At 72.2% G+C, this 23,991-nt stretch carries 17 protein-coding genes; 11 read left to right on the top strand and 6 right to left on the bottom strand.

Annotation, left to right across the window (positions count from 1 at the left end; all coding sequences use genetic code 11):
• Positions 1–11 precede the first annotated feature (11 nt).
• Positions 12–773 (top strand): DeoR/GlpR family DNA-binding transcription regulator, encoded by a 762-nt coding sequence (locus YWY_RS0105765; protein WP_028846836.1) that lies wholly within the window; start codon positions 12–14, stop codon positions 771–773.
• A gap of 36 nt (positions 774–809) precedes the next feature.
• Here the strand turns inward: YWY_RS0105765 and YWY_RS0105770 are convergent, their stop codons facing one another.
• Entirely contained in the window at positions 810–1,088 is a 279-nt protein-coding gene (locus tag YWY_RS0105770; protein WP_028846837.1) for a hypothetical protein, read from the bottom strand.
• A gap of 224 nt (positions 1,089–1,312) precedes the next feature.
• Between YWY_RS0105770 and YWY_RS0105775 the strand changes: the two genes are divergently transcribed.
• Genes YWY_RS0105775 through YWY_RS20490 form a run of 4 tightly spaced genes read left to right on the top strand, consistent with a single transcriptional unit; the run spans position 1,313 to position 5,890 of the window.
• Positions 1,313–2,578, top strand: a complete 1,266-nt coding sequence (locus tag YWY_RS0105775; protein WP_038044641.1) for an extracellular solute-binding protein — start codon at positions 1,313–1,315, stop codon at positions 2,576–2,578.
• A 31-nt stretch (positions 2,579–2,609) separates the two neighbouring features.
• On the top strand, positions 2,610–3,494 hold the full coding sequence (locus tag YWY_RS0105780; RefSeq protein ID WP_028846839.1) for a carbohydrate ABC transporter permease: 885 nt from the start codon (positions 2,610–2,612) through the stop codon (positions 3,492–3,494).
• Between the two features lie 2 nt (positions 3,495–3,496).
• Positions 3,497–4,393, top strand: a complete 897-nt coding sequence (locus tag YWY_RS0105785; RefSeq protein ID WP_084609007.1) for a carbohydrate ABC transporter permease — start codon at positions 3,497–3,499, stop codon at positions 4,391–4,393.
• A gap of 6 nt (positions 4,394–4,399) precedes the next feature.
• Positions 4,400–5,890: a GH1 family beta-glucosidase gene (locus YWY_RS20490; RefSeq protein ID WP_084609008.1), complete on the top strand. Its 1,491-nt coding sequence runs from the start codon at positions 4,400–4,402 to the stop codon at positions 5,888–5,890.
• On the opposite strand, the gene YWY_RS20495 is transcribed toward YWY_RS20490, so the two are convergent.
• Complete coding sequence (locus tag YWY_RS20495; RefSeq protein ID WP_051309817.1) at positions 5,833–9,501, bottom strand: ATP-binding protein; 3,669 nt, start codon at positions 9,499–9,501, stop codon at positions 5,833–5,835. The genes YWY_RS20490 and YWY_RS20495 overlap by 58 nt on opposite strands.
• A gap of 197 nt (positions 9,502–9,698) precedes the next feature.
• Between YWY_RS20495 and YWY_RS0105800 the strand changes: the two genes are divergently transcribed.
• A complete protein-coding gene (locus YWY_RS0105800) occupies positions 9,699–10,322 on the top strand; it encodes a helix-turn-helix transcriptional regulator (protein ID WP_028846841.1) in 624 nt (207 codons plus the stop codon).
• A 64-nt stretch (positions 10,323–10,386) separates the two neighbouring features.
• On the opposite strand, the gene YWY_RS20500 is transcribed toward YWY_RS0105800, so the two are convergent.
• The 4 genes from YWY_RS20500 to YWY_RS0105820 form a co-directional block, all read right to left on the bottom strand.
• Positions 10,387–14,112 (bottom strand): ATP-binding protein, encoded by a 3,726-nt coding sequence (locus YWY_RS20500; protein ID WP_051309819.1) that lies wholly within the window; start codon positions 14,110–14,112, stop codon positions 10,387–10,389.
• A 222-nt stretch (positions 14,113–14,334) separates the two neighbouring features.
• Positions 14,335–14,691, bottom strand: a complete 357-nt coding sequence (locus tag YWY_RS20505) for a hypothetical protein (RefSeq protein ID WP_051309822.1) — start codon at positions 14,689–14,691, stop codon at positions 14,335–14,337.
• A gap of 35 nt (positions 14,692–14,726) precedes the next feature.
• Entirely contained in the window at positions 14,727–15,572 is an 846-nt protein-coding gene (locus tag YWY_RS0105815; RefSeq protein ID WP_028846842.1) for a glycoside hydrolase family 16 protein, read from the bottom strand.
• A 249-nt stretch (positions 15,573–15,821) separates the two neighbouring features.
• Positions 15,822–16,538 carry a FadR/GntR family transcriptional regulator gene (locus YWY_RS0105820; RefSeq protein ID WP_028846843.1) on the bottom strand — a complete coding sequence of 239 codons (717 nt, stop codon included), beginning with the start codon at positions 16,536–16,538 and terminating at the stop codon, positions 15,822–15,824.
• Between the two features lie 176 nt (positions 16,539–16,714).
• On the opposite strand from YWY_RS0105820, the gene YWY_RS0105825 reads away from it, so the two are divergent.
• From YWY_RS0105825 to YWY_RS0105845, 5 genes are all read left to right on the top strand, one after another.
• Entirely contained in the window at positions 16,715–18,025 is a 1,311-nt protein-coding gene (locus YWY_RS0105825; RefSeq protein ID WP_028846844.1) for an SLC13 family permease, read from the top strand.
• An 11-nt stretch (positions 18,026–18,036) separates the two neighbouring features.
• A complete protein-coding gene (locus YWY_RS0105830) occupies positions 18,037–19,485 on the top strand; it encodes an acyl-CoA synthetase (RefSeq protein ID WP_038044647.1) in 1,449 nt (482 codons plus the stop codon).
• A complete protein-coding gene (locus YWY_RS20510) occupies positions 19,469–20,830 on the top strand; it encodes a carboxyl transferase domain-containing protein (RefSeq protein ID WP_051309824.1) in 1,362 nt (453 codons plus the stop codon). The genes YWY_RS0105830 and YWY_RS20510 overlap by 17 nt, the downstream gene beginning before the upstream one ends.
• Positions 20,831–20,893: 63 nt before the next feature.
• The gene (locus YWY_RS0105840) at positions 20,894–23,056 is read left to right on the top strand and encodes an LLM class flavin-dependent oxidoreductase (RefSeq protein WP_028846846.1); all 2,163 of its coding nucleotides are present in this window, start codon (positions 20,894–20,896) and stop codon (positions 23,054–23,056) included.
• Positions 23,053–23,964 (top strand): LLM class flavin-dependent oxidoreductase, encoded by a 912-nt coding sequence (locus YWY_RS0105845; protein ID WP_028846847.1) that lies wholly within the window; start codon positions 23,053–23,055, stop codon positions 23,962–23,964. Before YWY_RS0105840 ends, YWY_RS0105845 begins: the two co-directional genes overlap by 4 nt.
• Positions 23,965–23,991: the final 27 nt, after the last annotated feature.

Genomic DNA, 23,991 nt, shown 5'->3' on the forward strand with positions numbered 1-23,991 from the left:
ACGGAGCTGCGATGTATGCCGAGGAGCGCCAACAGCTGATCCTGGAGCGAGCTCGCAGCCACGGCAGGGTCGACGTGACCGCGCTGGCGCAGGAGTTCAACGTCACCACCGAGACGGTGCGGCGCGACCTGACCGCGCTGGAGCGGCATGGCGTGGTCCGGCGGGTGCACGGCGGGGCGATCCCGGTCGAGCGGCTGGGTTTCGAACCGGCCGTGTCCGCCAAGGACACCGTGATGACCGAGGAGAAGGAGCGAATCGCCAAGGCGGCGGTGGCGGAGATCCCGCCGGGCGGCGCGATCCTGCTGGACGCGGGCACCACCACGGCCCGACTGGCGAACATCCTGCCGACCGACCGTGAGCTCACGGTGGTGACCCACTCGCTGATCATCGCCTCGACGCTGAGCACCCGCCGGAACCTGACGCTGATGATGGTCGGCGGCAGGCTGCGTGGCCGGACGATGGCGATGGTGGACGGCTGGGCGCTGCACGCGCTGCACGAGACGTACGTGGACGTGGCCTTCATCGCCACCAACGGCCTGTCCGTGGAACGCGGCCTGACCACGCCCGATCCCGCCGAGGCGATGGTGAAGCGGGCGGCCATCGCGGCCGCGCGGCGGGTGGTGCTGCTGGCCGACCACACCAAGGTGGGCAACGACCACTTCGCACGCTTCGGCGAGCTGTCGCAGGTGGACACGTTCATCACCGACAGCGGCATCGACGACGAGGTGGCGGCCGAGATCGAAGCGGCGGGGCCGAAGGTCGTCCAGGCCTGACCCCTCCGCCCAGCCCGGCGTGCGGCCACACGTGGCTCACCTGGCCATGAAGGGACCGGTCAGGCCGTCCAGCTGGGCCCGTTCCAGCAGCTCGAGCGACGCCCGCAGATGGTCGAGGCAGGCGGGCAGGTCGTTGCGATCCAGCGCCCGCAACGCTTCCTCTCCCCGGCTGAGCCCGGCCAGCACGTCCAGGTAGCGCTCACCGGCCTGCGCGTCCCGTTGCTGGTCCACCGACAGCTGCAGCAGCTCGATCTGCCTGGCCAGCCGGTCGGCCAGGAGGCGGTGCGGACTGAGCCCTCGTGGCGACGCGCTCATCGCCCCCTCCTTCCGCCGGCCGGGAGCGGCCCGAGACGACCTGAGACGACCACTATGCCCCGGGCACCACCGTGGGGGCCGCCCGGCGCGGCGAGTGAAAATCGACGGTACCGCGGATGTGCCCGAAAGGGCCGACCTTGCGCGCGCGCACGCGCGCGAACACCGCCGCAGACCGGGTGTCCGTGGCAGAATCGCTCGGCACGCCGCGGGAGAGAGGCTCGTCGATGAGTGCACCGCTGCGCATCAGCCGCCTGGCCGCCGCGCTGCTCCTCGTGCTGGTGCTGTCCTGCGGCTGCTCCGGCGAGTCCGGCACCATCCGCCTCACCCTGGCCACGTTCGGCGAGTTCGGCTACCGGGAGCTGGTCGAGACGTTCGAGCGGGAGAATCCCGGCATCACCGTCGTCACCCGGGTCACCGACTTCGACAGCCATCACAAGGCGCTGGCCACCGCGTTGGGTACCGGCCGGGGAGCGCCGGACGTGGTGGCCATCGAGGAGCAATACCTGCCCAGCATGCGGCAGGCCGCGGACAAGTTCGTCGACCTGAGCACGTTCGGGGCGGACAAGCTGCGCAGCCGCTGGGCGGAGTGGAAGTGGGCAGGCGGGCTGGCCGGCGACAGGGTCATCGGTCTCGGCACCGACATGGGCGGGCTGGCCATGTGCTACCGGCGGGACCTGTTCGCCGCCGCGGGCCTGCCGACCGATCGGGAGGCCGTCGCACGGCTGTGGCCGACCTGGCGCGCGTTCGCCGGGGTGGCCGAGCAGTTCGCGGCATCGGCACCGGACGGCGTGCACTTCACCGACTCCGCGGCCAACGTGTTCCAGTCGATGGTCAGCCAGCTGGACCACAACTACTTCGCCACCGACGGCTCCTACGTCGCCGGGAGGAACGAGCGGCTGAAGCAGGCGTTCACCCTCGCGGGCCTGCTGGGCGCCCGCGGCCACACCGCGAAGGTGCAGCCGTTCACCCAGGAGTGGAGCACGGCGATCCGCTCCGGGAAGGTGGCCACGGTGTCCTGCCCGTCGTGGATGCTCGCGTTGATCCGCAACGCGGCAGGCCCGCACGGGGAAGGCAGATGGGACATCGCGACGGTCCCGGGGGGCACGGGCAACCGCGGCGGCTCCTACCTGGCGATCCCGGCGCAGACCAAGCACGCCCGCCAGGCGTACCGACTCGCCGAATGGCTGACCGCGCCGGAACAACAGCGCCGCTCGTTCCTCACCACCGGGCTGTTGCCCAGCTGCCCCGAGGTGTACCGCGACCCGGCCATCCGGTCCCGCCGGGACGAGTACTTCTCCAACGCCCCGGTCGGCAAGATCTACGCCGCGGCGGCGGACAAGCTGCGGCCCACGTTCCGCGGTGTCGACGACGCCAAGGTGCGGCCGCGCTTCGACGCCGCGCTCGGCCGGATCGAGGAAGGAGCGCTCGGCGTGCCGGAGGCCTTCCGGGAAGCGGTCGAGCAGGGCCGCGAGGCGCTGGAAGGAGGCTGACCTGACCGGACCTGCGGCGAAGCACGCGCCCATGGGCGGGCGCGCCGCCGGCTACCTGCTGCTGGCGCCGTTCCTCGTCGTGTTCGCGGTGTTCGGCCTGTTGCCGATGCTGTTCACCGCGTGGGTCTCGCTGCACGACTGGCATCTGCTGGACGGCCCGCGATCGTTCACCGGGACGGGCAACTACCTCCGGCTGCTGTCCGACTGGCGCTTCTACAACGCGCTGGGCAACACGGTGAGCATCTTCCTGCTGTCCACCGTGGTGCAGCTGCTGGCCGCGCTGGGACTTGCCGCGCTGCTCAACCGTCCGCTGCGGGCTGCCACCTGGTGGCGGGCGGGCGTGCTGCTGCCCAACGTCGTCTCCGTGGTGGCGGTCGCGCTGGTGTTCGGGCAGCTGTTCGGGGACACCAGCGGCACCGTGAACGCGGTGCTGCAGTCGCTCGGGCTCGATCCGGTCGACTGGCACGGCGACCGGTTGGCGGCCCACCTGGCCGTCTCCGTGATGGTCATCTGGCGCTGGACCGGGTACAACGCCCTGCTGTACCTGGCCGCCATGCAGTCGATCCCGCAGGAGCGCTACGACGCCGCCGCGCTGGACGGGGCGTCCCGCTGGCGCGCGTTCTGGTCGATCACCGTCCCCGGCATCCGGCCCACCATCCTGTTCACGGTGGTCATCTCCACCATCGGTGGCCTGCAGCTGTTCACCGAGCCGCAGCTGTTCGACCCGCTGGGCACCGCGGGCACCGGGGGCACCGACCGGCAGTTCCAGACTCTGGTGATGTACCTGTACGAGCGCGGGTTCACCGACTACGACGCGGGGTACGCGGCCGCGGTGGCCTGGGCCGTGGTGGCCGTCTCGGGCATCGTGGTGCTGGTCAACTTCGGCCTGGTCCGGCGCATGGTGGCAAGGAGCTGACCATGACCGCGACGGTGACCAGGCAGGTCAGGGACCGGCAGAGCACGCGCCGGACCCGGGACGCGTCCGGCTCCACCCGCAGCCCGGTGCGCTGGTGGGCCTACGCCGTCCTGGTCGCCGTCGGCACCGCGTCGATCTTCCCGCTGTACTGGTCGTTCGTCGTCGCCAGCAGCGAGGGAGCTGCCGCGTCCGGACTCCCTTCCCTGGTGCCGGGGCCCCACTTCCCGGACAACCTGGCCAGGGTGGTCACCACGGTCGACTTCGCCTTCGCCATGCAGAACTCGTTGATCGTGGCGAGCACGGTGGCAGCGGCCAACGTGGCCATCTCGACACTGGCCGGGTTCGCGTTCGCGCACCTGCGCTTCCCCGGCCGCAACACGCTGTTCCTGCTGGTGCTGGGCACCGCGATGATCCCGGCCCAGCTCGGCGTCGTCCCGCTGTACCTGGTGGTGTCGGATCTCGGCTGGTACGGCAGGCTGGAAGCGGTGATCGTGCCCGCGCTGGCCGGCGCGTTCGGCGTGTTCTGGATGCGCCAGGCATGCGAGGAGGCGGTGGACCGGGACGTGGTGGACGCCGCCAGGCTGGACGGCTGCTCGCTGCTGCGGGTGATCTGGCACGTGGTGCTGCCCGCGGTCCGGCCGCAAGCGGTGGTGCTGGCCATGCTGACGTTCATGTCCGCGTGGAACGACTTCTTCTGGCCGCTGATCGTGCTGGACCCGGTGGACAGTCCGACCGTGCAGGTCGTGGTGTCCGAATTGGCCAGCGGCTACTTCACCGACTACGCGCTGATGCTCACCGGTGCCACACTGGGCGTGCTTCCGGTACTGGCGGTCTTCGTGCTGCTGGCACGGCGGATCGTCACCGGGATCATGCACGGCGCGGGACGAGGCGTGAGGTGAGGCGGGATGACTGCGGTGACCCGGCCGAGCGGCGCGAGCACGTCACCACACGGCCTGACGTTCCCCGCGGGTTTCCGGTGGGGCGCGGCCACCGCCGCGTACCAGATCGAGGGCAGCACCACGGTGGACGGCCGCGGCCCGTCGATCTGGGACACGTTCGCCGCCAAGCCGGGGGCGATCCTCAACGGCGACACCGGCGAGCAGGCCTGCGACCATTTCCGCCGCTACGCCGACGACGTGCGGCTGATGGCCGAGCTCGGGTTGCCCTGCTACCGCTTCTCGGTCGCCTGGCCACGGGTGCAGCCGGACGGCCGCACCACCAGCGCCGCGGGCCTCGGCTTCTACGACCGGCTGGTCGACCAGCTGCTCGAGCACGGCATCGAGCCGATCGCCACCCTGTACCACTGGGACCTGCCGCAGGCGCTGCAGGACGAGGGCGGGTGGCCTGCCAGGGACACCGCGCTGCGCTTCGCCGACTACGCCGAGGCGGTCTACCGGGTGCTCGGCGACCGGGTGACCGACTGGACGACGATCAACGAGCCGTTCTGCTCGGCCTACTTCGGCTACGGCACCGGGATCCACGCGCCGGGCATCCGGGACGAGGCCGCCGCGCTGCGGGCCGCGCATCACCTGTTGCTGGCGCACGGGCTGGGCACCCGGTCGCTGCGCGCGGCTGCCACCGGCCCGCTGCGGGTGAGCATCGTGTTCAACCTCGGCTCGATCCTCATCGCCAGGGACGACCCGGAACACCGGGAGGCCGCGCGCAAGGTCGACGGCATGCAGAACCGGCTGTTCCTCGACCCGGTGCTGGGCGCCGGATACCCACCGGACGTGCTGGCCGACATCGCGTTCCTCGACGCGCTGGAACCGGCGATCCAGGACGGCGACCTGGACGTCATCGCCACCCCGATCGACCACCTCGGCGTCAACTACTACGGCCCGACCCGGTATGCGCCGTCCGGTGACCCCACCGCCCGCGGCACGTGCGACTTGCCGGGTGTGCGCGGGGTCGACACGCTGCCACCGCGCGGCAGGCTCACCGGGTTCGGCTGGGAGCAGGACCCGGATGCGCTGACCGATCTGCTGCTGTCGGTGTCCGAGCGCTGCGACGTCCCACTGATCGTCGCCGAGAACGGCGCTTCGTTCGCCGACGAGGTGATCGGCGACCGGGTGCACGACGCCGAGCGCACGCGCTATCTGGCCGAGCACATCCGCGCGGTGCACCGGGCGCTGCAGCTCGGCGCGGACGTGCGGGGTTACCTGGTGTGGTCGCTGCTGGACAACTTCGAGTGGGCGATGGGCTTCAGCCAGCGGTTCGGCATCGTGCACGTCGACTTCGCGACGCAGCGGCGGCGGGTGAAGGACAGCGGGTGGATGTTCTCCGAGGTGGCCAGGTCCAACATGCTGCCCGCCTCGGTGGCCGACCCGGACCCGGGCACCTACCGCCGCCGTCCGGTGGTGGACCGGGAACGCTGGGGGCTGGTCGCGCTCGGCTGAGCCGCCCGGTGCGCGGCGACGGCCGCGCGGGTGATGCCCAGCCGGGTGGTCACTCCGAGCACCCGCTGGATGCGCTCGACGTGCTTGCGCACCGCCTGCCGGGACAGCGACAACCGGTGCGCGACGTCGTCGTCCGGCCAGCCGTCGGCGACCAGTTCGGCCACGGTGACCTCCAGCGGGGACAACGAGTCGGCCGCATCGGGCCTGCGCAGCACTTCCGCCCTGCGCAGGCCGTAGGGGCGGAGGCGTTCCTCGGCCCGCGCCACGCACCACGCGGCGCCGAGATCCGTGGCGACCAGCAGGCTGTCGCGGAGTGCGCTGCGGGCTTCGGCTTCCCGGCCGGTCCTGGCGAACAGCTCGGCGGCGTCGGCCAGCACCATCGCGTACTCGTACCGCCGCCCGGCCTGCTGGAACCCGCTGGCCAATGCCGCCAGCTCGTCCGGTTCCGTGGCGAGCAGCCCATGGCACCACGTCGCTGCCGCCGTGGCCCGTCCCGGGGCGTCCTCCTGCCGCTGCCCCGCCTCAGCCACCTCGCACACGTCCTGCGCCAGATCGGTGCGCCCGGCTCGCAGCGCCAACCGGACCACGGCGGGCAGCCACTGATGGCGCGCCGCCCACGGCCGATCGAGCTCCAGCATCGGCTGCAGCGCCGCCAGCGCCTCCTCCAGCTCGCCGCGCCGTTCGGCGGCGAGCGCACGAGCGGCCATCAGGAACTCGGCGTGGTCCTTCTCGGCCCCGACGGAGAACGGGAGGTCGGCGGCGGCCCGCAGGTGATTCTCCAGCTGACGCTCGTCGTCACGCAGGCCGGCGATCAGGGCGGTCATGCCGTGCCGCAGCACGATCGCTCCCCTGCGGCGCAGCCCGTACAGGGTCACCTCGGACGCCGCCTGCGGCACGGCGTCCAGCTCGACGATCGCCTGGTCCCACCGGCCGAGCCAGAACGCGTGCACCGCGGCGGGCACCGGCAGCCCGGCCGAGCCGCGGCCGTCCCGGCGCACGATCAGCTGCCGGGCTTCCGCCATGCACCGGTCCGCTTCGTCGAAGCGATCGAGCGCATGCAGGGTGGCGACGCGATCGTCGAGCAGACTCACGTGCACATCGACCAGGTCCGGATGATCACGCACGGCGGCGAGGGCGGCGTCGACGTGGTGCAGTGCTTGCCGATGCCTGCCGCGGGCCGACTCCACCTGCCACAGCCGCCGCAGCGCGTGCACGGTGTCCAGCGGATCCGCCCCGGCATGCTGCAACATCGCGCGCGCATCGTTCTCGGCGTCCGCCAGGTCTTCGCACCCTGGGCGCTCGATCGAGGCGAGCAGCATCCGTTGTTGCGCTCGCCATCGCGGCGGCACGTCCGCGTCGTCGGCGGCCGAACGCAGCGTCAGGCAGGCTTGCCCCGGCACCCCGCGCACCGCGTCCAGATAGGCCAAGAGCAGGCGCATCTCCGCAGCGGTACCGGCATCCGTGGTCATCGCCAGCACCGCCCGCGCCTCCGCGTCGGCCCGTCTTCCCAGCCAGAACCGGAGCCGGGCGAGCCGTGCGGTCAGCACTTCCCGGGTACGCTCGTCGGCCACGACCACCCGCACCGCACGTTCCAGCAGGTCGGCCGCCAGTTCCGGGGACCGGCGGGCGACGGTGTCGCTGTGCTGGAGCAGCCAGTCGATCGTCCATGCGTCGGGCTCCACCGGGGCGGCAAGCAACTGCTGCGCCACCCGGTCCGGATCGCTGCCGGCGGCAGCCAAGGTGCGGGCGGCTTGCCGATGCAGCGCCACGCGCACCGCTTTCGGCATGGCCTCGTGCAGGGCCTGCCGCACCAGCGGGTGACGGAACGCGAACCGGTCGCCCGCGTCCCGCAGCACCCCGGCCGCGACCGCCTCCTCGACCGGGCCGATCAGGTCGGACACCGGACGGGCCGTCGCGGCGGCGACCTCACCGAGGTCGAACTCCTGCCCGAACAGCGACGCCCAGCGCAGCACGTCGCGTGCGGGTTCGCCCAGAAAGCCGAGCAGGCCGGTCAACTCGGCCGACACCCAGCCCAGCGCCCGGGGGACCGCATCACGGTCCACCTCGGCCAGGCCGTCGTCGACGCGCAGCCCGCCTGCGCGCCGCAGCCCGTCGATCATCAGGTGGATCAGCCGCGGATTGCCCACCGCCCCGGCCACCACGTCGAGCAGCGTCACCGACGGCTCGGCACCGGCCAGCGCGCACACCAGTTCGGCGACTTCGTCCTGATCCAACGGCGGTATCCGCACCGGACCGCCGAACGCCGCGCGCACCCGGTCGACCGCGTCGCGGCGAGGCACCGGCCGGGCCGCCGCCAGCACCAGCAACGGGGCCCGCCGCGTCATGCGCACCAGACGGTGGCAGGCCAACAACGACGCTTCGTCCGCCCATTGCACGTCGTCCAGCACCACGACCAGCGGCCGGTGCGCACACAGCTGGTCCACGATGGCAAGCAGCCGCTCGATGGCGATGCGCTCGGCGTCCCCGGTCCGTCGCGCCCCGTCCCGCTGACGCAGCTCGCGAGCCAGCTCCCGGCGCTGCGGATCCGGCGACCTGGCGTCCACGCCGAAGGCTTCCAGCAGCATGCCGAGCGGGAACCGGCCGCTCAGCTCGTCCCCCGCGGCCCACACGACCGGGCAGGCGTGGCCGGCGTGGTCCAGCACGGCGGCCAGCAGCGCGGTCTTCCCGCACCCCGGCTCGCCCTCGACCCACACCGCTCCGCCCCGTCCCTCGGCGAGCCGGACGAGGTGGTCCCGTAATGCCGCCATCGCCTGCGCACGGCCGACGAACGGCGCCGGAGCCGACGGCCGCAAGCCGGCGTCCTGCCACGGCGAGAGCGACCGCATGTCTTGCTGGATCGCCTCACGCACCGAGCGCAGTGCCGGACCCGGTTCGATGCCCAGTTCGCCGGCCAGCACCCGCTCCGCGTCCGCGTAGACCGCAAGCGCCTCCTCGCTGCGGCCGCCGGCGTGCAGCGCCGACATCAGCAGGCCGCGGGTCCGTTCCCGGGTCGGATGCTCGGCGACCAGCCTGCGCAGCTCGTCGACCACCTCCTCGGCCCGCCCGGCGGCCAGCGCGGCCTCCGCCCGGCTTTCCACCGTCGCCAGCCGGATCTCCGCCAGCCGAGCTCGGTGCCGGGCGGCGAACGGCCCGCCGACGTCCGCCAGCGCTTCGCCCCGCCACAACGCCAATGCGTCGGACAGCAGCCGGTAGGCCTCCTGCCAGCGATCCTCGGCCGCACACTGGGCGGCGCGCTCGCGCATGTGCTCCAGCCGCACCACGTCGATGCGCGCCGGATCGACCCGGAGCTCGTAACCGCCGCCCGCCGAGACCAGCACTTCCCCGCTGGACCACCGTGACCGGCGCGGCTCCAGCACGCGGCGCAAGTCCGAGACGTAGGTGTAGAGGCTGCCTTCCACGGTGGCGGGCGGATCGTCACCCCACACCGCCTCGATCAGCTCCGCCCGGCTGACCGTCTGCCCGGCGCGCATCGCGAGCACGGCGAAGACCGCACGACGGCGGCCCGAGCCGAGGTCGAGCACCTGCTCGCCACGGCGGACGCGCAACGGACCGAGCAGCTCGATGTCCAGTCCGCGCTGTTCCTCCGGCATCTCGTCCCCCTCCGCGGCCGGTTCAGTATGGCCCAGCCCACAGCGGCCGGGAAGGCGCCGAGCAGAACCTCCGCCAAATTGTGAAGAAATTTCATGAAGGTGTCGTGAAGACTTCGCGGAGGACACTGCGGGCAGACTGCGGGCACCGCAGGACACCGGACGCGAGATGTCGTATGGCGACCCGTGGAGGGACGGCAATGGCGCACGTACGGGTGGCGATTTTCGCCTCGGACCCGCTCACCGAGGCCGGTCTGCGCGGCTGTCTGCGCGAACGCGGCGAGCTGAGCGTGCTGGACGACCCGCCGCCCGGGGACGCCGACGTGATCGTGGCAGCCATCGACGAGCTGAACGCGCCGATGCTGACCATGCTGCGCAGGTGGGCCGACACCGCGGGCCGCCCGGTCGTGCTGCTGGTCAGGGAGCTGTCCGAAACCGACCTGCTGCACGTCATCGAGCGGAAGGTCGTCGCGGTCGTCCCGCGGACCGCGGCACCGGACGAGCGCGTGGTCCAGGCGGTGCTGACCGCCGCCAACGGCGGCGGCCTCCTCCCACCGCGCCTGCTGGGCAGCCTGCTGCGGCACTTCGAGAAGCTGCACCGGGAAGTGCTGGCGCCACGCGGGCTCAGCTCGTCCGGCATCACCCCCCGCGAAGCCGACGTGCTGCGCCTGATGGCCGAGGGCCTGGACACCGCCGAGATCGCGGAGAAGCTGTGCTACTCCCAGCGCACGGTGAAGAACGTGCTGCACGGCCTGACCAACCGGTTGCACCTGCGCAACCGGGCGCATGCGGTGGCACACGCACTGCGAGCCGACGTGATCTGACCACGGCGTCCCGAGTCCCGGCGCGGCGGAAGAAGAACGCGGCAGGCACGTCCCGCGCAGCCGGTCAGCGGATCGACTCGGCGGGGCTGCGCGGCTTCGGCTCCCGCTCGGCGAGCACCAGCTGCGGGAGCTGCTCGGCCAGCGCGGCACGCGACTCCAGCCGGAGCGCACGCAGGATCCGCACCACGTGGGCCTGCACGGTACGTCGCGGCAGCAACAGCTCGGTGGCGATCTCCGGATTGGACTTGCCACGCGAAACCAGTTCGGCGATCCGCCGCTCCACCGGCGACAGCGACTCCCAGCCCGCGCGCGGCCGCGGCACGCTGTCCACCTGGCCGACGTGCACGTCGTAGGCGGCCAGGCGATCCGCCGCCCGGCGCTGGTCCCACCTGGCGGCCAGCCCGCGGTAGATCTCGACCGCCTCCCGCAGGCACTCCCTTGCCCGCTCCGGCCTGCCCGCTTCCGCGTGCAACTCGGCCAGGTCCTCCAAGGCCCAGGCCAGCTCGACGACCCGGCCCGCGGCGCGATGGTGCGTCACCACCGCGCTGCCCGCCTCGGCGTCCCGGTCGATGAGCGCTCGGCACCACTGCAGGGCGGCCGCGGCCCTGGCGGGCACCTTCTCCCGATCCGCTTCGTACTCGCACGCCGCCAGCGCAGCGCGCGCCGCTTCCTCGTCACCGAGCTGCCGGGCGAGCCGCGCGATGCCCGGCAACCACTGATGCCGCAGCATCATCTGCGCGTAGTCGACGTTGAGGATCGGCGAGAGGATGGCCAGCGCCCGCCGCGGCTCGCCTGCCTGTTCGGCCGCCAACGCCTGCGCCACCAGCAAAAAGTCGACGCTCTCCCGCTCGGAGCGGGTCGTGGGGTCGTGCACCGCGGCGGCGTCCAGGTGGTTGGCCGCGCGCCGCCGGTCGTCCCGGTGCCCGGCGATCAGCGCCGCCACGCCGTGCAGCAGCAGCGCAGCGGGTCCCGGCTCCCGCAGACCGTAGAACGAGATCTCCGGCCCGTCCTCGATGACCGTGTCCAGCTCGGCCATCGCCTCGTCCCAGCGGCCTTCCCAGTAGTAGTGCACCGCCGCCGACACCTGCAGTCCGCTGGGCAGCGAGTGCTGCACGGAGATCTCGCGCGCCGACCGCAGCGCCTCGCGTGCCTCGGGCAGCCGGTCGAGGTTCTGCAGCGTGAACATCCGGTTGTCCAGCAGATCGAAGTGGATGTCGGCCAGGTCGGACCGGTCGCGCACCACCTCAAGCGCCCGGTCGACGTGGCGCAGCGCCGCTTCGTGGTCGCGTCGCAGCGAGCAGATCTGCCACAGCGTCTGGTGCGCGTGTGCCAACAGGTAGGCGTCCCCGGTGCGCTCCGCCGTCGCGCACGCCGCTCGCGCGTCGGCCTCTGCGGCGTCCAAGTCGGACAGATCGCCGCGCCGGAAGTTCACCAGCAGCGCCAGGTGCCGCGAACGCCAGATGTCCGGCAGCTCCGGGTCGGCCATGGACTCGGCGATGACCTCCTGCGCCAGCGCGGTCCGCCCGCTGCGATGCAGCATCGCCGCGTACAGCTGGCGCAGCTCGGCGGTCCGCTCCGGTTCGGTGGACAGCTCGATGGCCTGCCGTACCCGTTGCAGCGTCGTCTCGGGATCGCGCGCCAGGCGGAAGAGCACCTTGGCCAGCGCCTCGCTGAGCAGTTCCCGGTGCCGGGCGTGCAGCGTCGGGATGTCGACCACCCGCTGCAGCAGGTCGACTGCGATGTGCGGGGTGCTGTGCGCCAGCTCGGCGCTGTTCGCGACCAGCCACTCCCCGACCCAGGCGTCGATCGCGTTCGGGGCGGCGATCAGCTGCTCGGCCACCCGGCGCACCGGTGCCCCGCCCGCGGCCAGCGCTTCGGCCGCCTGCCGGTGCAACGCCGACCGCATCGCCGCCGGGATGTCGGCGTAGAGCGCCTGACGCAGCAGCGGGTGCCGGAACCGCAGCTGCAGGCCCGCGTCGACGACGATGTCGGCGGCAACCGCCTCCTCGAAGACCGCGACCAGGTCGGCAGGAGTGCGACGGGTCACCGCCGCGACGTCGTCCACGGTGAACTCCGGCCCCAGCAGGGCGGCCATGCGCAACGTGTCGCGGGTGGCTTCGCTGACGCCGTCCAACGTCCTGCCCATCGCGGCGATCAGCGAGGTCGGCGGCTCGTAGGCCCGCTCGTCCACCTCCGCCACGCCGTCGACCACCTCGATGGCGCCGCTGCGCAGCAGGCCGTCGACCATCTCCCGCAAGTACAGCGGGTTGCCTTCCGCCCGGGCCGCCAGATCGAGCAGCCCGCGCCCCGGCCGGGCGCGCACCCGTGCCGCGACCAGCTCCCGGCTCGCCGCCGGGTCGAGCGGCGCCAGCGTCAGCGTGGTGTGGCCGCGGGCGCTGACCCGCTGCCGGAGCTGAACCAGATCCGGCCGGTTCGGTGCGGGCCGGGCCGCCCCGACGAGCAGCAGCGGCAGCTGGCGGCTGGCCGCCGACAACCGGTGCCACACCAGTACCGAGGCCTCGTCGGCCCACTGCATGTCGTCCAGCACCAGCACCTGCGGGGCTTCCGCGCACAGCGTGTCGACCAGGGAGAGCAGGCTGTCCACCGCCGCCAGCATGGGATCGGCAGCGCCGGTCAGGTCGGTGTGCTGGGTGCCCTGCAACTGCTTGGCCAGCGCCGCACGGCGCGGATCGGGCGAATGCACGTCGATGTCCAGGCACTCCAGGACGACCTGCAACGGGAAGCGCTGGGCCAGTTCGTCGGCGACCGCCCAGGACAGCGCGCAGCCGCGTGCTTCGACGTCGGCCAGCGCGGTGCCGAGCAGTTCCGACTTGCCGATGCCCGCCGCGCCCTCCACCCAGACGGAATGGCCGCGCCCTGCCACCAGCGCGTCGACCTTGGCCCGCAGCAACCTCAGCTCCTCGTCCCGTCCGAACAACGGAGCGGGCTCACCGGCCGGCTCCGGCGCATCTGCGGCTTCCGTTCGCGGGGAAACCTTCGCGGGCTCGCGGCGGGGCCCGGCCAGCTCCGGGTCGCCTGCCAGCATCCTGTCGTTGAGCTCCTGCAAGGCGGGTCCCGGCCGGACACCCAGCTCCTGCTGGAGCACCCGGCGTGCGTCGTGGAACACCTCCAGCGCCTCGGCCTGCCTGCCGTCGCGATACAGCGCCAGCATCAACAGCGCCCGCAGTGACTCGCGCAGCGGATGGTCGGCCACCAGTGCGGCCAGCTCGGCGGCCACGTCGGCGTGCTCGCCGACCTCGAGCAGCGCGGCGGCCCGTCGTTCGTGCACGTCGATGCGCCGCTCGAGCAGCCGCTGCCGCTCCTGCTCGGCGAACGGGCCAGGAACGCCTCCGAACGGCTCCCCGCGCCACAGGCCCAGCGCGGCGGTGTAGGTGTCGGCGGCTTCGCGGTGCGACCCGGATGCCGCGGCCTGGTCGGCGGCCTGGCGCAGCCGGTCGAACTCGGCCAGGTCCAGCGCACCGGGCGGCAGCCGCAACCGATAGCCGCCCTGGCCCTTCTCCAACGGTTCACCGGCTGGCGCCAGGCACCGGCGCAGGCCGGACACGTAGGTGTAGACGCTGCCGTCCGCGCTGGCCGGCGCCGCATCGCCCCACACCGCGTCGATCAGCTCCCGGCGGCTGACCTCCGCACCGGCTCGCGCGGCCAGCGTGGCGAACACCGCCCGCTGTCGGGCGGGCCCCAGCGACAGCTCCACGTCCCCGGCACGGGCACGAACCGGACCGAGCAAGTCCACCCTCAGCTGGCCGCCCCGTCCGTCACCGCGTGCCATGCCAGCCCTCCGACAGCCCGCACTTGTCAACCCGTCACCGGCACACCATCCGGTGAACATTGGTCCCGGCGTGCCGGAGTGTAGCGGGTGATCACCTCGACGTGACCCGACGAAAGGGTGCAAGAAAGTGCAAGCTCGATTCGATTCAGTACGGCGCGCCGGGCACCCCGGCCGTCCGGTCCGGCGGCCCGGCGGGAAGCCTGCCTGCTGGCTCGCGGCGGCTCAGCCGACGGCTCGCCAGCGCATTCGGCAGGAGCCGTCCAGCAGCACCACGTTGCCGTCGTCGGTGACCAGCAGCCACTCCACCGGCTGGCCTGCGGTGCCGCTGGACCACACCGGCCAGTCGCCTGCGTCGTAGAGCACCAGGTCCCCGTCCAGCATCAGGGTCAGGCCGCCCGCCGGAATGCCCGCGCTGCCGACCGACCACACCGGCTTGCCGGTGCTGTCGGCCAGGAGCAGCTCGCCGTCGTCCCGATGGGTCAGGGTGAACCGGCCCGCCGGGCTGGACAGCGACGACCGGCACAGCCAGTCGCCCCGCTGCAGGCAGCCCGCGCCGGAGAGCACCTGCTCGCGCCACATCGTCGCGCGGCTTGGCCGCGTCTTCGTCGACGCCGTCACGCCGTGACCCGCACGTAGTCGACCAGCATCCGCTGCGGGAACTGGGTGCTGCCGTCGGGATCGCCCGGCCAGTGCCCGCCGACCGCCACGTTGAGGATGAGGAAGAAGTCGTGGTCGAACACCCAGCGCCGACCGCCGAGGTCGGCGGGCGTGCGCACCTGGTACACGTGCCCGTCGACGGACCATGCGATGCGGTTCGGTGACCACTCGACGGCGAAGACGTGGAAGTCGTCGGCGAACTGCTGACCGTTCGGCAGCGTGTAGGCCGCGCCGATCCCGCCGCCACCGGAGTAGCCGGGTCCGTGGATGGTGCCGTGCACCGTGGACGGCTCCCTGCCGATGTTCTCCATGATGTCGATCTCGCCGCAGTCCGGCCAGCCGACCTGGCCGAAGTTGTCGCCCAGCAGCCAGAACGCGGGCCAGATGCCCTGGCCGCGGGGGATCTTGATGCGGGCTTCGAACCGCCCGTAGGTGGTGCGGAACTTGCCCGCGGTGGTCAGCCGGGCCGAGGTGTATTCGCACCGGCCGTACCAGCACCGGTAGTCCGCCGGGTTTTCCTTGCGCGCGGTGATGACCAAGTTGCCGTTGCCGTCGTGCACGGCGTTGCGGGTGCTGTCGGTGTAGTACTGCCGTTCCGCGTTGCTGGGGTTGTCGCCGGTGTCGAAGTACCACTTCGACGTGTCCACCGGGGTGCCGGCAGGGGCGTCGAACTCGTCGGAGAACACCACGTCGGCGGCCAAGGCGCGCGGCGTCCCGGACGTCACGGTGACCGGCGCGGACACCGTGGCGGTCATGACCAACGAGCTCATCACCGCGAGCGCGGAGCGGCCGATCGATTGCATGGCGGCGGGTCACCTTCCCGAGGTCGACAGCGCGCAGCGTGATTGTCCAGCCGACGGGTGATCGTCGGCGCTGGCAGCCTAGCGGTTTGCCTCGAAGGCCCGGCAGGTTTGCCCTCGGTTGCCCCGCGGCATGACCGTGGGCGAGCGCCAGGCCGGAAGCGACTTCGCCAACGGCCGCCCGCTCCAGCCCGGCCGGAAATGCGGCCACGCGGTCGCATACCCCGCGTTCCACACCCCCCGATCCGGTGGTCAGCCGCGGTCGTCACCTTCCTGCGGATCCCACGCCAGCAGCCGCACTTTGGCCACCGTCCGGACGTGTGTGCGCATGGCCTCGGCCGCCCTGTCCGGGTCGCCCGCCCGGATCGCCTCCAGGATCGCCCGGTGCTGCGCCATGGACTGGTGCGGCCGCTCCGGCTGGCGCAGCGACTCGTTCCTGCTCTCGGCGATCTGCACCGAGATCGAGCGCATGAACTCGGCCAGCAGCCCGCTGCGCGCGGCCGCGGTGATCGCCTCGTGGAACCGCCGGTCGCCCTCGATGCCGTAGCCGCCGTCCTCGATCTCGGCCGCCATGTGCTCCAGCGCGGCGTCCATCGCGGCCAGGTCCTCGTCGGTGCGCCGCATGGCGGCCAGCTCGGCCAGCTTCGTCTCCAGCGCCTCGCGCGCCTCCAGCACCTCGGGCAGCCTGCGGCGGCGTGCCATCATCTCGTCCACCGTCTCGACGGCCAGCCGGTCGGCGCGCAGGTAGGTGCCGCCGCCGTGCCGGGACTCGACCAGTCCCTGCACCTCCAGCACCACGATGGCCTGCTTGACCGATGCACGGCTGACCCCGAGCCGCTCGGCCAGCTCCCGCTCACCGGGCAGCTTGTCGCCCGCGCGCAGGCCCGCCTCCTCGACATGCGCCTTGATGCGCTCGATGACCTGCTCGTACAGCCGCAGCCGGTTCACCCGGCTCAGGGCCCCAGACACCGGAACTACCCTTCGCTCGTCGATCGGCGCAGCGCGTACCGACGCTCGACCACGGACAAACTGGATAAGCCACTCTACCAATGAGACCTTGACAGTGACGCCGCTCACGAGACAAAGTGGCTCATCCACTAATCCACTCAGCCACCAGTCCGTTGGCGACGCCAAGGAGGACGGTCGTGTCCGCGGAAATGATCTCGATCCTCGTCCTCGCCGTGATCTTCGTGCTGGCCACGACGCTGTCGATCAACATGGGCGCGCTCGCCTTCGCGGGCGCCTTCCTGGTCGGCACGCTGGCCGGTGGCCTGGATTCCGACGGCATCTTCGCCGGCTTCCCCGGCGACATCTTCGTCGTGTTGGTCGGCGTCACGTACCTGTTCGCCATCGCCCGCGCCAATGGCACGACCGACTGGCTGGTCGGCGCCGCGGTGCGCCTGGTCGGTGGCCGTATCGCGCTCATCCCGTGGGTGATGTACGTGATCACCGCGGTCCTGACCGCCATCGGCGCGCTCAGCCCGGCCGCGTGCGCGATCGTCGCCCCGATCGCCCTCGGGTTCGCCGCCCGGTACGACATCAGCCCGCTGCTGATGGGTGCCATGGTGGTGCACGGCGCGCAGGGCGGCGGCTTCTCCCCGATCAGCGTCTACGGCTCGATCGTCAACGGCATCGTCGAGCGCAACGACCTGCCCGGCAGCCCGACGGTGCTGTTCCTGGCGTCGCTGATCATGAACACCGCCATCGCGGCCGTGCTGTACGTGGTGCTCGGTGGCACCAGGCTGCCGCGGCGGGAGCTGGCCAAGGTCGGCGCCGGTTCGGACGTGCCGTCCGGCGGGTCGGCCGGTTCCGGCGGTGACGGGCAGGACGACCCGCTGCCGCACGAGCGCCGCATCCCGCTGGACGCGCCGAAGATCGCCACGCTGCTCGGCCTGGTGGCACTGGTGGTCAGCACCCTGGTGTTCGAGCTGGACGCCGGCCTGACCGCGATCACGATCGCCGTGGTGTTGAGCGTGCTGTGGCCGAACAGCACCAGGAAGGCGGTCAGCGAGATCACCTGGCCGACCGTGCTGCTGATCTGCGGTGTGCTCACCTACGTCGGCGTGCTGCAGGAGATCGGCACGATCGAGTACGTCGGCAACGCGGTCAGCAACGTCGGCATCCCGCTGCTGGCGGCCGTGCTGTTGTGCTACATCGGCGGCATCGTCTCGGCGTTCGCCTCGTCGGTCGGGCTGATGGGCGCGCTGATCCCGCTCGCCCTGCCGTTCCTGGCGCAAGGCACCATCGGCCCCATCGGCATGGTGGCCGCGATCGCCGTCGCGTCGACCATGGTGGACGTCAGCCCGTTCTCCACCAACGGCGCGCTGGTGCTCGCCAACGCCAAGAACGTCGACCGTGACCGCTTCTTCAAACAGTTGATGGGCTACGGCGCGATCGTCGTCGCGGTGGCGCCGCTGGCCGCTTGGCTGGTTCTCGTCGTCCCCGGCTGGGGCTAGGAGGAATGTGCATGACCACGCACCTGCTACCCGATTTGGCCGACGTCTCCCGTCGCGGTGACCGCGTTGCCCTGCGGTTCGGCGACACGGCGTTGACCTACCGGGAGCTCGCCGCCGTCGCCGCCGGCACGGCGAGCCGGCTGGCCGGACTGCGCCGTGTGGCGGTCTGGGCCACTCCCACGGCCGAGACGTGCGCCGCGGTGGTCGCCGCGCTCGCCGCGGGCGTGGCGGTGGTGCCGATCAACCCCAAGATCGGCAAGCGGGAAATGTCGCACATCGTCGGCGACGCCGAGCCGGACCGGGTGCTGGCCGCTCCCGGTGCCGAGCTCCCGGGCGAGCTGGCCGGCCTGCCGCGCATCGACGTGACGCTGACCCCGCCCGCGCAGCCGGGTCCGTGGCCTGCCGAGCCGCCTGCCTCCACTCCCGCGTTCATCGTCTACACCTCGGGGACGACCGGCCCGCCGAAGGGTGTGGTGCTGCCCCGGCGCGCCCTCACCTCGAACCTGGACGCGCTGGCCGAGGTGTGGGAGTGGACGGCGGACGACGTGCTGGTGCACGGGTTGCCGCTGTTCCACGTGCACGGGCTGATCCTCGGCGTGGTCGGCCCGCTGCGGCGTGGCTGCACCCTGCACCACGTCGGGAAATTCTCCACCGAGGCGGTCGCGGCCGAGCTGGCCGGTGACGCCACCATGCTGTTCGGCGTCCCGACCATGTACCACCGGCTGGCCGAGGACTGCGCCGCCGACCGGGAGATGGCCGAGGCGATCGGGCGGGCCCGGCTGCTGGTGTCCGGCTCGGCCGCCCTGCCCGCCACCGAGCACCAGCGCATCGAGCAACTCACCGGACAGCGGGTCATCGAGCGCTACGGGATGACCGAGACGCTGATGAACTGCAGCGTCCGGTTCTCCGGCGACCGCCGTCCCGGCACGGTCGGGCTGCCGTTGCCGGGTGTCGACCTCCGCCTGGTCGACGACGACGGCAACCCCATCCCGGAGCAGGACACCGACGCCGTCGGCGAGATCGAGGTGCGGGGCCCGAACCTGTTCCTCGGCTACCTCAACCGGCCGGACGCCACGGCGGAGGCCATGCACGACGGGTGGTTCCGCACCGGGGACATGGCCAGGCGCGACCCGGACGGCTACGTCCGCATCGTCGGCAGGCGTGCCACCGACCTGATCAAGAGCGGCGGGTACAAGATCGGCGCGGGCGAGATCGAGAACGTGCTGCTCGACCACCCGCAGGTCGCCGAGGTCGCGGTGACCGGGGAGCCGGATCCCGACCTGGGCGAGCGCATCGTCGCCTGGGTGGTGGCCAGGGACGAGCGGCCGAGCGCCGACGAGCTCATCGCCCACGTGGCCGAGCAGCTCGCCGCCCACAAGCGCCCGCGCGAGGTGCGCTTCCTGTCCGCGCTCCCCCGCAACGACATGGGCAAGGTGATGAAGCGTGCGCTCCGTGCTTGACCACGTCGTCAGTGACTTCACCCCCCTCCCCGCCCCCGGTGACGACCACGGCCGCGACGGCCCGCTCGGCTGGCCCGGATACGGCGACCAGCGCGACCGCGCCGAGCAGCAGACGGGCGCGAGCGAAGCGGTCGTCTGCGGCCGTGGTCGTCTTGCCAGCCGGGAGGCGATCGTGATCCACTTCGAGTTCGGCTACCTGGGCGGCTCGCTCGGCGCCGGAGCCGGTGCCCGGATCGCCGACGCTTTCGACCGGGCAGTGGCGGAACGGCTCCCCGTGGTCACGTTCATCGCCTCGGGTGGCACCCGGATGCAGGAGGGCATGGTCGCCCTGCGGCAGCTGCAGACGCTGGCCCACCACTGCGTGCGCCTGCGCGACCACGGGCTGCCGCACGTGGCGGTGCTGAACGATCCGACGACCGGCGGCGTGTGGGCCACCCTCGGATCGTCGGCGGACGTCGTCGTGGCCCTGCCAGGAGCTCAGGTCGCCTTCGCCGGGCGGCGGGTCCGCTCGGGCCCGGACGCCGACGACCCGGTCTACACCGCCGAGTCGCACTGGCACGCCGGGCAGGTCGACGAGGTGGTCGGCGCGGACGAGCTCGGTGCCTGCGTGGCCGAGTGGCTGGAGCTGCTGACCGGCGGCTCGCCGGAACCGGCGGAGGTACCGCGGGCGCTGGGCGGCGCCGACGAGGCCGCGGACGGCTGGCAGGCGGTGCAACGAACCCGGGACGCGCGGCGGCCACGCGCCCAGGCTTACCTCGACGACTACTTCGACCGCCGCCGCTACATCTCCGGCGACCGGGCGGGTGGCGTCGACAGCGGGATGCTCTGCGGCGTCGGCCGTCGCGGCGGGCGGTCCATCGCCTTCGCCGCGCAAACCGGCACCCGGACCACTCCCGCGGGTTTCCGCACCGCGACGCGGCTCGTGCGGCTGGCCGACCGGCTCGGCCTGCCCGTGCTGACCCTCGTGGACACCCCGGGCGCGGCCGCCGACCCGGAGGCGGAGCGGGCGGGCGTCGGACCGGCGATCGCGGAACTGTTCACCACCATCGCGGCCGCGCGCGTCCCGGTCACCACGCTGGTGATCGGGGAAGGCGGGTCCGGTGGTGCGCTGGCCGCGTGCTCCCCCGACCGGCTGTGGATCACCCCGGACGCCTACTTCTCGGTGATCGCTCCCGAGCTGGCGGCCGCCATCCTCAAGCGGCCGGAGGCCGAGGTCCCCGACCTGGCCAGGACGCTGCGGCTCCGGCCGAGCGACCTGCTGGAACTGGGCGTGGTCGACGGCATCGCCGAGGCGCGGCCCCGGCCGGCCACCCCGGTGCACGCGGTCCGCGCCACATCTAGTTGATACATCAACCAAATCGCCATAGCATGGTCGACGCAGCATCGGCCGCAACAGAGCGGAGCGGACATGAGGCCACGGACCGCGTTGATCAGGCTTGGCGTCGACATCGGCGAGTTCACCGATCCCGCCGGCGCGGTGGAGCGCGCCGTCGAGGCGGAGCGGCTCGGTTACGACTACGTACTGGCCGCGAGCACCGAAGGCGGCCTGGACGCCTGGGCGTTGCTCAGCTGGACGGCCGCTCGCACGGAACGGATCGGCCTGGTCGCCGCGGGCCTGGACGTGGCGGAGATCCGTCCGGCGGTGCTCGCCAGGGCGGCAGGCAGCCTCGACGTGCTCGGCAAGGGCCGGGTGACACTGGAGCTTCGGCCGGGCCCGGCGGCCGCCGAGGCAGTGACGGTGCTCCGCCGGATGTGGGACACCTCGCAGCGTCGTGTCCACCACGACGGAGCGTTCCGGCTGGCCGGGGCCGAGCCCGGCCCGCTCCCAGCGCACGACGTGCGCATTTGGATCGGCGGGGACGACCCGAACGCTGTCAAGGTAGCCGCGGACGCAGCGGACGGGTGGCGTGCAGGCGTTCCCGGACAAGACAGTCGGCAGCTGGCCCGGACCATGCAGCTGCTGGCGAAAGCCCTCGCCGAAGCCGGCCGCGACGAGCGCGAACTGGATCGCGTGGTCACACTGCCGGACACGGTCGGCGCGCAGGACGTCGAGACCTTGGCTTCACTGGTCACCGAACACGGAGTCACGACGTTCGTGCTGCGGGTCGACGAGCGGTCCCCGGCGGATGCGCTCGAGCGGTTCGCGCGCGAGGTTGCGCCGCGGCTGAACGAGGCCGCTCAGCACGCGATGACGGAAGGACGCTTCTCACCCGTCCCGATGCGGCGTGCCGAGGTGCGCGCCCAGCGGGTGCCGGGCATCGACTACGACGGGCTGCCCGCCAACCTCGCGGCGACCGCCGTCGAGCCGGGTGACCTGCTCTACCCCACCACTCGCTCGACCTATCTGCGCGGCGGCGCGCCCGGGTTGGTGCTCCGCCCGCAAACGGTGGACGACGTGGTCGATGCGGTGGCGTTCGCCCACCGGCACCGGCACGTCCCGCTCGGGATTCGCAGCGGCGGGCACGGCATCAGCGGCCGATCCACCAATGACGGCGGCTTGGTGATCGATCTCGGCGCACTGAACGCCATCGAAGTGCTCGACGAGGATCGGCGGCTGGTCCGCATCGGGCCGGGCGCCCGATGGCGTGACGTCGCCAGGGCGCTGCAGCCGTACGGGTGGGCGCTCGGCTCGGGCGACTACGGCGGCGTCGGCGTCGGCGGCCTGGCGACCTCGGGCGGGATCGGGTACCTGAGCCGCAAGCACGGACTCACCATCGACCACCTGCAGGCGGTGGACATGGTCCTCGCCGACGGCTCCACGGTGCGGGCCAGCCACGCGGAGAACCCCGAGTTGTTCTGGGCGGTGCGCGGGGCGGGCGCCGGCTTCGGCATCGTGACCGGGTTCGAATTCACCGTGGACGAGGTGAGCGACGTTGGCTGGGCACAGCTGGCGTTCTGGGTGGCCGATCCGGCCGACTTCCTGCTGAAGTTCGGCGCAGCGGTCACCGCGGCGCCGCGTGAGACGACACCGTTCCTCATCATGAACAGCAGCTCCGCGCAGGTGATGGCGATGGTGGCGACGGACGACCCGGACGAGATCCTGGCGCAGCTTCGCCCGATCGCCCAGATCGCGCCCCTGGTGCAGCAGCAAGTGGTGGTCGCCCCCTACGCGGCGGTGATGAACATGTTCCCCGACGCTCCGCACCAGGGCCGCGGCGAACCGGTCTCGCGGTCCGGCCTGGTCACGTCCATCACTCCGGAGTTCGCCGAGGACAGCGCTCGGCTGCTCGCCAGCGGCGCGGTGCACTGGTTCCAGCTGCGCAGCATGGGTGGCGCGATCGCCGACGTGGCACCGGAGGAGACCGCGTTCGCCCACCGCGACGCGGCTTTCCAGATCACCGCCATGGGCAGCCATCCCCAGCGGGTGGACCGCTGGTGGAACGAGCTGCGCAAGCATTTCAGCGGCATCTACCTCAACTTCGAAAGCGACACCAGCCCGCAGCGGGTGGCCGAGGCGTTCCCGCCCCCAGTGCTGTCGCGGCTGCGCAAGCTCAAGGCCGAGCTCGACCCGACCGGCTTGTTCCGGGACAACTTCACCCTTGCCGAGAACCCCGTGGGGAGAACAGCATGACCGACTACGGACACGAGTTGTTGTTTGGCACCTTCGTCACCCCCACGGCGCAGCCGGTGCGGCATGCGGTCGAGCAAGCCGTCGTGGCCGATCGTGCGGGCCTCGACCTGGTCACGTTCCAGGACCACCCCTACGTCGCCCGGTTCCACGACACGTGGACGCTCATCGCTTACGCCGCGGCACGCACCGAACGCGTGCGCCTGACCGCGAACGTGACGAACCTGCCGTTGCGCCCGCCGGCCCAGCTCGCACGCAGTGTGGCGACGCTCGACCGGCTGTCCGGTGGCCGCATCGAGCTCGGTCTCGGCGCCGGAGGCCACTGGGACGCCATCGCGTCGATGGGCGGCAGGCGGCTCCGGCCGGGCGAGTCGATCGAGGCGCTCGAGGAAGCCGTGCAGATCATTCGCGGGGTGTGGGACACCGACACGCGAGGCGGCTTGACCCTGGAAGGCAAGTACTACTCCGTGCGCGGCATGAAGCGGGGCCCTGCTCCGGCGCATCGGCCGGGCATCTGGATCGGCGCCTACAAGCCGCGCATCCTGCGCACCATCGGCCGGATCGGTGACGGCTGGTTGCCGTCCTACCAGTACCTGCCGAACGGACCCGACCACCTGGCCTCCGGCAGCGCGATCATCGACGAAGCCGCGGAATCCGTCGGCCGGGATCCACGGGACATCCGGCGGCTGCTGAACATCACCGGCGAGTTCGCCGAGACCAGCCGGGGGTTCCTGCAAGGACCACCGGACCAGTGGGTGGAAGAACTGACCGACCTCGCGCTGACCTACGGCACCAGCGTGTTCGTGCTGGTCTCCGACGACACCACGACGACCGAGGTGTTCGCCAAGGAAGTCGCCCCCGCAGTACGCGAGGAGGTGCAACGGGAGCGCGCCGCCCAGCCGACCGGGTGACCCCTGACCGGCCGGGGTGCGTCAGCC

Source organism: Thermocrispum agreste DSM 44070 (assembly GCF_000427905.1).
Taxonomy (GTDB): domain Bacteria; phylum Actinomycetota; class Actinomycetes; order Mycobacteriales; family Pseudonocardiaceae; genus Thermocrispum; species Thermocrispum agreste.

Bases quoted from the DNA above. Each gene is read 5' to 3' on its own strand.
- YWY_RS20495 (WP_051309817.1), bottom strand. From the start codon at position 9,501: ATGCCGGAGGAACAGCGCGGACTGGACATCGAGCTGCTCGGTCCGTTG.
- YWY_RS0105780 (WP_028846839.1), top strand. From the start codon at position 2,610: ATGGGCGGGCGCGCCGCCGGCTACCTGCTGCTGGCGCCGTTCCTCGTC.
- YWY_RS20500 (WP_051309819.1), bottom strand. From the start codon at position 14,112: ATGGCACGCGGTGACGGACGGGGCGGCCAGCTGAGGGTGGACTTGCTC.
- YWY_RS0105800 (WP_028846841.1), top strand. From the start codon at position 9,699: ATGGCGCACGTACGGGTGGCGATTTTCGCCTCGGACCCGCTCACCGAG.
- YWY_RS0105840 (WP_028846846.1), top strand. From the start codon at position 20,894: ATGAGGCCACGGACCGCGTTGATCAGGCTTGGCGTCGACATCGGCGAG.
- YWY_RS0105845 (WP_028846847.1), top strand. From the start codon at position 23,053: ATGACCGACTACGGACACGAGTTGTTGTTTGGCACCTTCGTCACCCCC.
- YWY_RS0105775 (WP_038044641.1), top strand. From the start codon at position 1,313: ATGAGTGCACCGCTGCGCATCAGCCGCCTGGCCGCCGCGCTGCTCCTC.
- YWY_RS0105830 (WP_038044647.1), top strand. From the start codon at position 18,037: ATGACCACGCACCTGCTACCCGATTTGGCCGACGTCTCCCGTCGCGGT.
- YWY_RS20490 (WP_084609008.1), top strand. From the start codon at position 4,400: ATGACTGCGGTGACCCGGCCGAGCGGCGCGAGCACGTCACCACACGGC.
- YWY_RS0105785 (WP_084609007.1), top strand. From the start codon at position 3,497: ATGACCGCGACGGTGACCAGGCAGGTCAGGGACCGGCAGAGCACGCGC.
- YWY_RS0105770 (WP_028846837.1), bottom strand. From the start codon at position 1,088: ATGAGCGCGTCGCCACGAGGGCTCAGTCCGCACCGCCTCCTGGCCGAC.
- YWY_RS0105765 (WP_028846836.1), top strand. From the start codon at position 12: ATGTATGCCGAGGAGCGCCAACAGCTGATCCTGGAGCGAGCTCGCAGC.
- YWY_RS0105815 (WP_028846842.1), bottom strand. From the start codon at position 15,572: ATGCAATCGATCGGCCGCTCCGCGCTCGCGGTGATGAGCTCGTTGGTC.
- YWY_RS20505 (WP_051309822.1), bottom strand. From the start codon at position 14,691: ATGTGGCGCGAGCAGGTGCTCTCCGGCGCGGGCTGCCTGCAGCGGGGC.